General features: G+C 70.5%; 11 protein-coding genes. 4 read left to right on the plus strand and 7 right to left on the minus strand.

The window, feature by feature from the left end; translation table 11 throughout:
* Window positions 1-9 precede the first annotated feature (9 nt).
* The 4 genes from DEJ14_RS03145 to purS are packed head-to-tail and all read right to left on the minus strand — an operon-like array spanning window position 10 to window position 4316.
* Window positions 10-930: a 2-hydroxyacid dehydrogenase gene (locus DEJ14_RS03145; protein ID WP_181437551.1), complete on the minus strand. Its 921-nt coding sequence runs from the start codon at window positions 928-930 to the stop codon at window positions 10-12.
* A gap of 16 nt (window positions 931-946) precedes the next feature.
* Complete coding sequence (gene purL, locus DEJ14_RS03150; RefSeq protein ID WP_258373281.1) at window positions 947-3328, minus strand: phosphoribosylformylglycinamidine synthase subunit PurL; 2382 nt, start codon at window positions 3326-3328, stop codon at window positions 947-949.
* Between the two features lie 35 nt (window positions 3329-3363).
* Window positions 3364-4059: a phosphoribosylformylglycinamidine synthase subunit PurQ gene (purQ, locus tag DEJ14_RS03155; RefSeq protein ID WP_111085606.1), complete on the minus strand. Its 696-nt coding sequence runs from the start codon at window positions 4057-4059 to the stop codon at window positions 3364-3366.
* A 5-nt stretch (window positions 4060-4064) separates the two neighbouring features.
* Window positions 4065-4316 carry a phosphoribosylformylglycinamidine synthase subunit PurS gene (gene purS / locus DEJ14_RS03160; RefSeq protein ID WP_017886272.1) on the minus strand — a complete coding sequence of 84 codons (252 nt, stop codon included), beginning with the start codon at window positions 4314-4316 and terminating at the stop codon, window positions 4065-4067.
* Between the two features lie 188 nt (window positions 4317-4504).
* Here purS and DEJ14_RS03165 point away from each other — a divergent pair, with 188 nt between their 5' ends.
* Together DEJ14_RS03165 and DEJ14_RS03170 are read left to right on the plus strand one after the other, a co-directional pair.
* Window positions 4505-5119 carry a PadR family transcriptional regulator gene (locus DEJ14_RS03165; protein ID WP_111085590.1) on the plus strand — a complete coding sequence of 205 codons (615 nt, stop codon included), beginning with the start codon at window positions 4505-4507 and terminating at the stop codon, window positions 5117-5119.
* Window positions 5116-6765 (plus strand): DHA2 family efflux MFS transporter permease subunit, encoded by a 1650-nt coding sequence (locus tag DEJ14_RS03170; RefSeq protein ID WP_111085589.1) that lies wholly within the window; start codon window positions 5116-5118, stop codon window positions 6763-6765. Before DEJ14_RS03165 ends, DEJ14_RS03170 begins: the two co-directional genes overlap by 4 nt.
* Before the next feature lie 176 nt (window positions 6766-6941).
* On the opposite strand, the gene DEJ14_RS03175 is transcribed toward DEJ14_RS03170, so the two are convergent.
* A complete protein-coding gene (locus DEJ14_RS03175; RefSeq protein WP_111085588.1) occupies window positions 6942-7760 on the minus strand; it encodes a cytochrome c oxidase assembly protein in 819 nt (272 codons plus the stop codon).
* A gap of 148 nt (window positions 7761-7908) precedes the next feature.
* Complete coding sequence (locus tag DEJ14_RS03180; protein WP_111085587.1) at window positions 7909-9222, minus strand: acyltransferase family protein; 1314 nt, start codon at window positions 9220-9222, stop codon at window positions 7909-7911.
* Window positions 9223-9391: 169 nt separating this feature from the next.
* On the opposite strand from DEJ14_RS03180, the gene DEJ14_RS03185 reads away from it, so the two are divergent.
* Both DEJ14_RS03185 and DEJ14_RS03190 read left to right on the plus strand, forming a co-directional pair.
* A complete protein-coding gene (locus tag DEJ14_RS03185) occupies window positions 9392-9913 on the plus strand; it encodes a Fur family transcriptional regulator (RefSeq protein ID WP_220036431.1) in 522 nt (173 codons plus the stop codon).
* 143 nt (window positions 9914-10056) lie between these two features.
* A complete protein-coding gene (locus tag DEJ14_RS03190) occupies window positions 10057-11493 on the plus strand; it encodes a catalase (RefSeq protein ID WP_502868839.1) in 1437 nt (478 codons plus the stop codon).
* Window positions 11494-11652: 159 nt separating this feature from the next.
* Here the strand turns inward: DEJ14_RS03190 and DEJ14_RS03195 are convergent, their stop codons facing one another.
* Window positions 11653-12219 carry a GNAT family N-acetyltransferase gene (locus DEJ14_RS03195; RefSeq protein WP_181437550.1) on the minus strand — a complete coding sequence of 189 codons (567 nt, stop codon included), beginning with the start codon at window positions 12217-12219 and terminating at the stop codon, window positions 11653-11655.
* Between the last annotated feature and the right edge of the window lie 43 nt (window positions 12220-12262).

Genomic DNA, 12262 nt, shown 5'->3' on the forward strand with positions numbered 1-12262 from the left:
GACGGGTTGCTAGCGCTCGATCAGGTTCTCGAACGGGCGACCCTCGGCCAGCGCGGCGACCTGCCGACGCATCAGCTCGATCGACCGCGGGACGCTCAGGTCGGTGTTGCCGCCGACGTGCGGCGTGAGGACCGTGTTCGGCGTCGTCCACAGCGGGTGGCCGTCGGGCAGGGGCTCGGGGTCGGTGACGTCGAGCGCCGCGAACAGCCGCTCGGACTGCAGCTCCGCCACCAGAGCATCGGTGTCGACGACCTTGCCGCGGGCGACGTTCACCACAAGGGCGCCGTCCGGCAGTGCGGCCAGCAGCTCGGCGTCGACCAGCCGTTCGGTCTCGTCAGTCAGCGGCGCGATGAGCACGAGGACGTCCGTCGTCGGTGCCAGCTCGGGCAGCTCGCCGAACGCGTGCACGTGGCGACCGTCCTGGTCGCGAGCGGTGCGGGCCACCACGGTGACCTCGGTGCGGAACGCCTCGAACCGGGTGGCGATCGCCGACCCGATCGCGCCGAAGCCGACGACCGTGACCCGGCGGTCGGCCAGGGAACGGGTCTCCCGAGCGTCCCACACACCGTTCGCGCGATCGGCCTGGAACGCCCCGAGCTCACGCAGCGAGGTCAGCGCCAGACCGACGGCGAGCTCGGCGGTCTCGTCGTCGTGGATCCCCCGACCGTTCGCCAGCAGGGCGTGACCGGGCACGTGCGGCACCGCGTGCTCGTAGCCAGCGCTCGGCAGCTGCAGGAGCTCGAGCGCCGGCAGGTCGTGCACGAACTGCCAACGGTGCCGTCCACCGAAGTAGAACGGCAGGAACGTGATGGCGACGTCGTCCGGGCGACCGTACGGCGCCTCGACGTCCCACACGTCCAGCTCGATGCCGTCCGGCACGGGGCCGAACCGGTCGACGAGCTCCGCGAAGGGCAGGGTGACGATGGGCACGCGGTGTCCGCCCGGCCTAGGAGTCCGTGCGTGGCGAGAACGCACCGTCGGAGTCGAGCGGCCCACGGCCGACGTACCCCTCGGTGACGTCCTCGACGATCACGTCGCCGAAGCGGGCCGGCAGCGTCGCGTTGTGCGTGCCGCGGAGCTCGTCGAGCGTCGCCGTGAACGCACCCTGGACCTCGAGCGCGTTCGACGTGGCGTCGGTCACGCCGATGCGCAGGACCGGGAAGCCCCGACCGTCGCACAGGCCCTGGAAGCGGACGTCGTCCTCGCGACGGACGGTCACGATGACGCGACCGGTCGACTCGGAGAACAGCGCGGTCGCGGTGTCGACGCCGTCGCGGGACTCGAGCTCGTCGAGGACCACGCGGGCGCCGAGGCCGAAGCGGAGCACCGACTCGGCGAGCGACTGGCCGAGGCCACCGTCCGCCAGGTCGTGCGCACTCGTCAGCAGCTGCTCGCCGCTCGCTGCGAAGAGCAGCTCGGCGAGCTCCTTCTCGCGACCGAGGTCCACCGCCGGCGGACGACCGCCGAGGTGGCCGTGCACCGTGCCGGCCCAGGCCGACCCGTCGAGCTCGAGGCTCGTGGTGCCGAGCAGGTAGATGTTGTGGCCGTCGTCCTGCCAGCCCGACGGGACGCGCTTGGCGACGTCGTCGATGACACCGAGCACACCGACGACCGGGGTCGGGTGGATCGGGGTCGTGCCGGTCTGGTTGTAGAACGACACGTTGCCGCCGGTGACCGGGATGCCGAGCTCCATGCAGCCGTCGGCCAGGCCCTCGACCGCCTCGGAGAACTGCCACATGACCTCGGGGTTCTCGGGGGAGCCGAAGTTCAGGCAGTCGGTGACCGCAGCGGGGACGGCACCGGTGACGGCGACGTTCCGGTACGCCTCGGCCAGGGCCAGACGAGCGCCCTGCTTCGGGTCGAGCTGGCAGTAGCGGCCGTTGGCGTCGGTGGCGATGGCGACACCGAGCCCGGTCTCCTCGTCGACGCGGATCATGCCGCCGTCGTCGGGGAACGACAGGGCCGTGTTGCCGAGCACGTAGGTGTCGTACTGGTTCGTCACCCAGTTCTTCGACGACAGGTTCGGCGAACCGAGCAGGCTGAGGAACTGCGCCTTGAGTGCGGGGCCGTCGGCCGGACGGTCGAGCGAGGCAGCGGTGTCGGCCTGCAGTGCGTCGATCCAGGTCGGGTAGGCGACCGGGCGGTCGTAGACGGGGCCGTCGACGGCGACGGTGCGCGGGTCGACGTTCACGATCTCCTGGCCCTGCCAGTCGATGACGAGACGGCCGGTGCCGGTGACCTCGCCCAGGACGCTGGTCTCGACCTCCCACTTGCCGACGACGCTCAGGAACTCGTCGAGCTTGTCGGGGCGGACGACCGCCATCATGCGCTCCTGGCTCTCCGACATCAGGATCTCCTCGGCCGTGAGCGTGGGGTCGCGCAGCAGGACGTCGTCGAGCGAGATGTGCATGCCGCCGTCGCCGTTGCTCGCGAGCTCGGACGTGGCGCAGGAGATGCCCGCGGCGCCGAGGTCCTGGATGCCCTCGACCAGTTCCTTCTGGAACAGCTCGAGGCAGCACTCGATCAGGACCTTCTCGGCGAAGGGGTCGCCGACCTGGACGGCGGGACGCTTGGTCGGCCCGCCCTCGGTGAAGGTGTCGGACGCCAGGATCGACGCGCCGCCGATGCCGTCGCCACCGGTGCGGGCACCGAACAGCACGACCTTGTTGCCGGCGCCGGACGCGTTCGCCAGGTGCAGGTCCTCGTGCCGCAGGACGCCGACCGCCAGGGCGTTGACCAGCGGGTTGCCCTGGTACACCGGGTCGAAGTAGGTCTCGCCGCCGATGTTCGGCAGGCCGAGGCAGTTGCCGTAGAACGAGATGCCACCGACGACGCCGTGCACGACGCGTGCGGTGTCCTCGTGGTCGATCGCGCCGAAGCGGAGCTGGTCCATCACGGCGACCGGGCGGGCGCCCATCGAGATGATGTCGCGGACGATGCCGCCGACGCCGGTCGCGGCGCCCTGGTACGGCTCGACGTAGGACGGGTGGTTGTGCGACTCGACCTTGAAGGTCACCGCCCAGCCGTTGCCGACGTCGACGACACCGGCGTTCTCGCCCATGCCGACCATCAGGTTCTTCGTCATCTCCGGCGTGACCTTCTTGCCGAACTGACGGAGGTAGTTCTTCGAGGACTTGTAGGAGCAGTGCTCGGACCACATGACGGAGTACATCGCCAGCTCGCCCGAGGTGGGGCGGCGGCCGAGGATCTCCTTGATGCGGGCGTACTCGTCCGGCTTCAGGCCGAGCGCGTCGTACGGCTGGTCCTTGTCGGGAGTCGCCGCGGCATCCTGCACGGTGTCGGGCTTCGGGCGCACGTAAGTCGTCACGGTGTTGTCGTTCCCTGTCACTGGAGTCGTGGCCGTCACTTGACGAGCGTCGACTCGATCACGGAGGTGAAGAAGGTGAGGCCGTCCGTGCCGGAGGCCATGGCAGCGGCGGTGTCCGGGCCGAACCCGGGCTCGGTCGCGTGCTCGGGGTGCGGCATCAGGCCCACGACGTTGCCGCGCTCGTTCGAGACGCCGGCGATGTCGTCGATCGACCCGTTCGGGTTCACGCCGACGTAGCGGAACACGACCTGGCCGTTGTCCTCGATGCGCTTGATCTCGTCGGCGTCGGCGACGAACCGGCCGTCGGCGTTCTTGAGCGGGATCGTGATCTCCTGCTGCGCGGTGAACCCGGAGGTCCAGGCGGTCGAGGTCGTCTCGACGCGGAGCTTCTGGTCGCGGCGGATGAACTGCTGGTGCGCGTTGCGGGTGTGTGCGCCGGGGACCAGACGGGCCTCGGCCAGCATCTGGAAACCGTTGCAGATGCCGAGCACGGGCATGCCCTTGCCGGCGGCGTCGATGACCTCGGCCATGATCGGCGCCTTCGCGGCGATCGCACCGGCGCGCAGGTAGTCGCCGTACGAGAACCCTCCGGGCAGCACGATGGCGTCGACGCCCTGCAGGTCGTGGTCGCCGTGCCAGAGGGCGACGGGGTCGGCGCCGGCGAGGCGGACCGCGCGCTGGGCGTCACGGTCGTCGAGGGAGCCGGGGAAGGTGATGACGCCGATGCGCATCCGGGTCACTGCCCTTCGACGGTGACCGAGACGACGTCCTCGATGACCGCGTTCGAGAAGACGTCGGCGGCGATGTCGCGGACCTCGGCCAGCTTGGCGTCGTCGACGGGGCCGTCGACGGTCACCTCGAAGCGCTTGCCGATGCGGACGTTGGTCAGGTCGGCCTTGCCCAGACGGGCGAGGGCGTTGCCCACCGCCTTGCCCTGGGGGTCGAGGATCTCAGCCTTGGGCATGACCTCGACGACGATCGTTGGCACGTGTTCTCTCCAGCGCTTCAGGGGTGGGGGACGCGACCAGTCTACGGGGCGCGCGCGACACGCCGGGACGGATCCGGGCCTCCTGTGGAGAACGTGCTGTGCGTTTGCTCACTTGTGTTCGACTCCGTATATTCGAAGTCGAATAGTCCAGTCGGAGGACTGCCGCATCGATCTGCCAGGAGGCCCGCATGGCGTCGCTCACGCCGCTCGCGTTCGCCGCGCTCGACCTGCTGAACGAGGCCCCGATGCACCCGTACGAGATGTTCCAGACGATGGTCCACCGGCAGGAGGAGCGGAACGTCAAGGTCCGCCCGGGCACCCTCTACCACCAGGTCGGGCGCCTCGCCGAGCTCGGGTTCGCCGAGGTCGTGGGGACCGACCGTGACGGCAACCGGCCGGAACGCACCACCTACACGATCACCGACGCCGGCCGCGCAGCACTCGCGGACGGTCTCCGCCGCATGGTGGCGGAGCCCGCGGACGAGTACCCGGAGTTCCACCTGGCGCTCTCCGTGCTCGAGAACCTGCCGCACACCGAGGCGGTCGATGCCGTCCGGGCCCGGATCGTCGCACTCGAACAAGAGCGCGACGACTACGACCAGGCACTCCAGCGCGTGCAGGCCAAGCAGCTGACCGAGCGGTACTGGCTCGACGTGTCGTACGTCCGTGCGATGCTCGCCGCGCAGATCGAGTGGCTCAGCACCACCGTCGACCGCATCGCCAGCGGCGACCTCCCCTGGGACGGCCCGGCCGTCCCCACAGACACTGACTTCCCCACGAACAGCAAGGACACCACTCGATGACCTCCGTCACGCCTCCGCGGACGACCGAGAAGAAGCCGTGGCCCGCCCTCTGGGCGCTCGTCGTCGGCTTCTTCATGATCCTCGTCGACTCGACCATCGTGTCGGTCGCCACCCCCACCATCGCCCAGGAGCTCGACGCGGACATCAACTCCGTGATCTGGGTGACGAGCGCGTACCTGCTCGCCTACGCCGTGCCGCTGCTCATCACCGGCCGCCTCGGTGACCGCTTCGGCCCGAAGGTCATGTACCAGATCGGCCTCGTGGTGTTCACGCTCGCCAGCCTCTGGTGCGGTCTGGCCGGCTCGATCGAGATGCTCATCGTGGCCCGCGTCGTGCAGGGTCTCGGCGCCGCGATGATGAGCCCGCAGACGATGTCCGTCATCACGCGCATCTTCCCGCCGCAGAACCGCGGTGCCGCGATGGGTCTCTGGGGTGCCGTCGCCGGTGTCGCCTCGCTCGTCGGCCCGATCGTCGGCGGCCTGCTCGTCGACGGCTTCGGCTGGGAGTGGATCTTCTTCGTGAACGTCCCCGTCGGTGTCGTGGCGTTCGTGCTCGCGCAGCGGTTCGTGCCGTCGTTCGACCGTCACGGGCACCGCTTCGACTACCTCGGCATCTTCCTGTCCGCGGCCGGCCTGTTCCTGCTCGTCTTCGGCATCCAGGAAGGCGAGACCTACGACTGGGGCGTCATCGCAGGGCCGATCTCGGTGTGGTCGCTCATCATCGTCGGGCTCGTGGTGCTCGCCGGGTTCGTCGTCTGGCAGGGCGTGCAGAAGGGCGAGCCGCTGCTTCCCCTCGGCCTGTTCAAGGACCGCAACTTCACCCTCGCCAACGTCGCCATCACGGCCGTCGGTGTCGCGATCGCCTCGTTCGCGCTGCCGATCATGCTCTGGGCGCAGGACGTCCTGCGGTTCTCGCCGACCCAGGCGGCACTGCTCCTCGTGCCGCAGGCCGTGCTGTCCGCCGGCCTCGCCCCGCTCGTCGGCAAGAACCTGAACCGGTGGAACCCGCGCTGGGTCGCCGCGTTCGGTCTCGCGTGCTTCTCGGCCGGACTGTTCTGGTTCGGCGCCCTGCTGTCGTCGGGCGCCGACTGGGGATGGGTGCTCCTGCCGAGCGCGCTCCTCGGCATCGCCAACGCCTGCATGTGGGGTCCGCTGTCGGTCTCGGCGACGCGCAACCTGCCGCCGAAGCTGGCCGGTGCCGGCTCGGGCGTCTACAACACGACTCGTCAGATCGGTGCCGTGCTCGGTTCGGCCGGCATCGCGGCGCTGATGGAGGCCCGGATCACCGCGAACTTCCCGGCCTCGACCGGTGGGACCTCGGCCGGTGGCGCCGAGCAGCAGGTCGGCGGACTGCCCGGGGCCCTGCTCGAGCCGTTCTCGCGGGCCATGGGTGAATCACTGTTCCTTCCGGCGATCGTGCTCATCGCGGCGATCGTGGCGGCGCTGTTCCTGGCGAAGCCGAAGCAGACCGTCGCCTGGCAGCAGACCGGTGGCGTGACCGCGCAGCCCGGCGCGGAGGGCACTGCGCCGGCCGAGGGCGACGCGAAGCCGACCGAGCACGGCGTGCACGCTGCGGCCGCTGCTCCGGCGACGGCCGAGGCCGAGCTCGCCGCCACCGAACACCACGGCAAGCACGCCGACGCCTGACCCGCGCCGACCACCCGGGCCCCGGGCTGCTCACACGGGCGGCCCGGGGTCCGCGTGCGTCCGGGGTCCGGGGTCCGGGGTCCGGGGCCCGGGCGCAGTCGTTGCGGCCGCGGGGTTGCGACACCGTCGATGACGTACGACATCGAGGTCGTCGTTCCGGGTCGGCGCCCGCGCGCTCAACCCCGGCGCTGCAGGTGCTCCCGCGTCAGCTCGTCGATCTGCTCGTCGGTCAGGGCGTCGACGGCGTGGGCCTCGCGGCGATCGGTCCGCTGCCACCGGATGAACAGCGAGATGAGCACGGGGATGTCCGCCACCTCGGCGATGAACCACAGCAGGTCGCCCGCCAGGTGCTGATCGCGCAGCGGCGACGGGAACCACGGCTGCCCCACGGCCTGCACCACCGACCCGTCGAGCACGTGGTTCGTGATCCGGAGCACGATGCCCGGCACCGCGTCGATCATCAGCTCCACGAAGGCGAGCAGGAACTCCGCGGTCACGAACGTCGACGATCGCAGCACACCGGGCTCGGACAGCGGAGCGAGCAACCCGAACCCGAGCATCGGAACCGTCACCGTGATCACGACGGCCCAGACGGACGATTCGCGCAGGGTCGCCGAGAACGGTGTCAGCAACAGGCCGAACAGGACGAGGGCGACGAGCGGCGCGACGATCGCGTTGCCGAGCAGGCGCACTGGACGCGACCGCATGGCGGCGTCGGCGGCGTGCGCGAGGCGATCCGGGCCTCCTGTCCGGAGCAACGAGACGGGCGCACCGAGCGCGGCGAAGGTGGGGACCGCGAAGAAGAGCAGGGCGGACCGCAGCACGAACGCCCACCGCAGCTGCTGGTCGTACACGCCGACGATGCCGAACTGCAGGATCCCGAACAGCACCAGTGCGGCGACGAAGGCGAGGGTGCGCCACCAGGGCCAGCGCGCGCCGCGACGTGCGGCGCCGATGATCCACCAGCCGTAGGCGACCGCGGCGACGGCGATCATCACCGCGGACAGGGGATCGAACCGCCAGGTGCTCCAGAACTCGGGTGTCGACGGCGTCGGGTGCCTCCAGGGGATCGGCCTGCCGCCATCCTCTGCCCGGCGCGTGTGCCGGTGCAGGCCCGATCGGCCCCGAACGGTGAGAACCGGTTCAGATCCGGGTGACGCCCCGGGCCGGCGTGGTCCGCGAGAGCAACCACACCCCGATCGGCACGGCCACGGCGCCGACGACCGCGACCGCGAATGACAGGTGCAGCTGCATCACCAGGAACGCCGGACCGATCGTGCAGAGCGCAGCGACAGCGACGACCGGCCAGGACGGGCGGTCGGCCGAGGGCAGCAGCCGGGGGAGTGGGCGGTCGAACCAGCGGAGTGCCCGAGCAACCCCGAGCGCGACGGCGAGCACCGCGACCAGCGCGATCAGCCGGGACGCCCACCACCCGCCGGAGCCCGGCGTCGGGAACGGCACCCCGACCAGCAGGGCGATCCCGTTCAGCGCGATGAAGAGCGGCAGGTGCCACAGGTAGATGGTCATGCCGTCGCGGCCGAGGACGAACACGGCGCCGAGCGCAGCCCTGGTGCGCATCAGGCGGGTGAGCGGAGCGTGCACGAGCTGGACCAGGCAGGCCTGCGCGATCGCGAGGAACGCCAGCGGGAGCATCGGCGGGTTGAGGTCCTGCAGCATGTCCGGTGCCCACAAACCGACCGAGGTCATCGGGACGAGCAGGGCGTAGGCGGCGACGGCCACCGCGAGCAGGAGCGCCTTCGACCGCCGAGCGAACCAGCCGTCGGCCCAGAGGAACCCGAGCTGTTGCGCGAAGAGCCACACCGGCCCGAGGTTGAGCAGTCCGACCTCGGCGACCCCGGTGGCCAGGCGGACCGCGTCGATCACCGCGGCGAGGACGAGCAACACGCCGAGGGTCGCCCAGGGCGCGCGCTCGTGGAACCGCATCATCAGCGGCACGCAGCACTGCGTGATGCCGTAGGCGGCGAGGAACCAGAGCGGTGAGCCGATACCGAACGCGACCTCGGCGAGGAGGTCCGGCGGGGTGCCGGCGGCCGTGGCCACACCGAGCCCGAGCGCGAGGAAGAGGAACAGCGGAACCGCGGGCCGGAACAGGCGCACGAGGCGGGTGGCCAGGTAGTCGCGAGCAGGGCTCGGCCCACCGCGGGCGACGGTGCTGCGCCAGCCGACTGCGCTCGCGAAGCCGCCGACCACGAAGAAGAGGGGCATCACCTGCCCGACCCAGGTGGCGGCGACGTACCACGGGAGTTCGTGCAGGGGGCTCGTCACCCGCGCTCCGTGGTCGTCGGACGCGACGCCGACCATCGTGACGTGCACGATGACGACGAGGACGACGCAGGCCGTCCGGATGAGGTCGACGACCAGGTCCCGCTTCGCGATGATCCCCCGGACGTCCGGTGCGCTGTTCGCCTGTTCAGACAGGCCGTGGCTGGTGGACATGTCGGGACGTTAGCGTGCGGAACGGTCGGTCCAGCGTTGGTCCAGCTGATCGCGACCGGATCGTGACACTTCGTATTCCGGTCGCGGCATGTGTCAGACCGCTGGTCCCCGGTGGAACCTCGTGTACAGTGAACGTGTTGTCTTGATTCCTGCAAAAGAAAGGCTCAGCATGGACGCCGACGCCGATCTGCTCCGCACCTCGGGCCTGCGGGTCACGACGCCGCGACTCGCGGTGCTGCGGGCCACCGAATCGATGCCGCACGCCACCGCCGACGACATCGTCACGGCGCTCACGGCAGAGCTCCCGACGACCAGTCACCAGGCCGTGTACGGCGTGCTCGCGGCGCTGACCGGCGTCGGACTCGTCCGACGCATCGAGCCGGCCGGCAGCCCCGCGCGGTACGAGCGACGGACCGGGGACAACCACCACCACATCGTCTGCACGCTGTGCGGCGCGATCGAGGACGTCGACTGCGCTGTCGGGCACTCGCCCTGCCTGACCCCGTCGGACGCGCACGGCTTCGCCGTCACCACCGCCGAGGTCACCTACTGGGGCATCTGCGAGCGGTGCGCCGCGGCCGAGCGCGACGACGCGGGCGATGACGCAGCCAGCGACGCAGGCGCACCCGGCGCACGCGCAAGCGCAGACGAGCCAGGCGCAAGCGCGCCCGACGCCCCGCGCGTCCCCTGAACCACCCGAGCACCCCTGACCGAACCAACCGTTCCACCCAAGGAGGAACCGTGTCCGACCAGAACACGACGCCCGGCCAGCCGGCCGGCACCCCCACCACGACCACCAACTCCGGCGCTCCCGTCTCGAGCGACGAGCACTCGATGGGCGTCGGGGCCGACGGCCCCCTCGCGCTGCACGACCACTACCTGGTCGAGAAGCTCGCCCAGTTCAACCGCGAGCGCGTGCCGGAGCGCGTCGTCCACGCGAAGGGCGGTGGTGCCTTCGGTACCTTCACCGTCACGCAGGACGTCAGCAAGTACACCCGCGCCGCGTTCCTGCAGCCGGGTCAGCAGACCGAGATGCTCACGCGCTTCTCGTCCGTCGCCGGTGAGCAGGGTTCGCCCGACACGTGGCGCGACCCCCGTGGTTTCGCGCTGAAGTTCTACACGTCCGAGGGCAACTACGACCTGGTCGGGAACAACACCCCGGTCTTCTTCATCCGCGACGGGCTCAAGTTCCCCGACTTCATCCGCTCGCAGAAGCGCTTGCCCGGCTCGCACCTGCGCGACCACGACATGCAGTGGGACTTCTGGACCCTGTCGCCCGAGTCCGCGCACCAGGTCACCTGGCTGATGGGCGACCGCGGCCTGCCCGCGTCGTGGCGTGAGATGGACGGCTTCGGCTCGCACACCTACCAGTGGATCAACGCCTCGGGCGAGCGCTTCTGGGTGAAGTACCACTTCCTGACCGAGCAGGGCCACAAGACCCTGACGCAGGAGGACGCAGACCGCATCGCCGGCGAGGACGCGGACTTCCACGTCCGCGACCTGCACGCCGCGATCGAGCGTGGCGACCACCCGCGCTGGACGCTCAAGGTGCAGATCATGCCCTACGCGGACGCCGAGTCGTACCGGTTCAACCCGTTCGACCTGACGAAGGTGTGGCCGCACGCGGACTACCCGCTCATCGAGGTCGGCACGATGGAGCTCAACCGCAACCCGGAGAACTACTTCGCCGAGATCGAGCAGGCGACGTTCGCCCCGTCGAACTTCGTGCCCGGCATCGCCGCCAGCCCGGACAAGATGCTCCTCGCGCGCATCTTCAGCTACGCGGACGCCCACCGCTACCGCGTCGGCACCAACCACGCGCAGCTGCCGGTGAACGCCCCGAAGAACGAGGTGCACTCGTACTCGAAGGACGGCGCGATGCGCTTCGACTTCCAGAAGTCCGAGGTGCCCGTGTACGCCCCGAACTCGCTCGGTGGTGCACACGCCGACCCGACCGCGACCGACGACGTGCCCGGCTGGGAGTCGGACGGCGCGCTGCAGCGCTCCGCCGCGACCCTCCACCCCGAGGACGACGACTTCGGCCAGGCCGGCACGATGGTCCGCGAGGTCCTCGACGACGCCGCCCGTGAGCGCCTGGTCGGCAACATCGCCGGTCACGTCTCGAAGGTGACGCGCGACGACCTGCGCGAGCGCGTGTTCGCGTACTGGACGAACGTCGACGCCGACCTCGGTGCGCGCGTGCGCGCCGCGGTCGTGCCGAGCGCGCCGGGTTCGAACGAGGACCCGGAGACGGTTGCGGTCGAGGCGTAGCCCAGCCAGCGCAGGGGCGTGAGCCCCGCTCCACCACCTGACGGACGGGAGGCACGGTGCCAGCTGGCACCGTGCCTCCCGTCCGTCTGTCGTTGCGTTCTAGACCTCTTGGCCGTTCAGCCAGATCGGGCCGGCTCGGGGAGGTGCCCAGTCCTCTTGCTAGACCTCTTGCCCGTTCAGCCAGATCGGGCCGGCCGGCCAGTCCTCGAGCGCTGCGGCCACCGGCCGCACCATCCAGCCGCCCTGCTCCGTGTTCGTGATGCCGGCGCCCTCGGCGGTGAACGCCGAGAAGGTGCCGACGACCTCGGGGAACTCGTGCCAGCCGAGCTTCGCGTAGAAGGGGATGCGGTTCTCGCCCGCGCCGAGGAAGCCGTACGGCACCGCGAGCCCGTCGAGCACGGCGTGCGTGCGCTCCATGAGCTCCCGGCCTCTGCCCGATCCCTGCAGCCGCGGGGACACGGCGACGAGGCCGGTGTCACCGACCAGGACATCGCGTCCGCCCACCGTGATGAACATGCGGCGGATCCCGACGTGTGCCAGGACGACGCCGTCCTGGTCGCGGGCGAGGACCCGGCGCTCGGGCTGCATGCCGGACCAGCTGCGGCCGCCCACGTACCAGTGGGACCAGTCCGGGAACGCCTGCGCGAGCAGTGCTGCGATCGCTTCGTGGTCCGGGAGCGAGAGGAAGCTCTCCTCGACCACCTCCCACCGGATGTCATCAGTCACGCGTCCATCCTGCACGGATGTGGTGCGGGTCGTTGCGTTCCCG

It is taken from the genome of Curtobacterium sp. MCJR17_020, assembly GCF_003234365.2.
Classification (GTDB): Bacteria; Actinomycetota; Actinomycetes; order Actinomycetales; family Microbacteriaceae; genus Curtobacterium.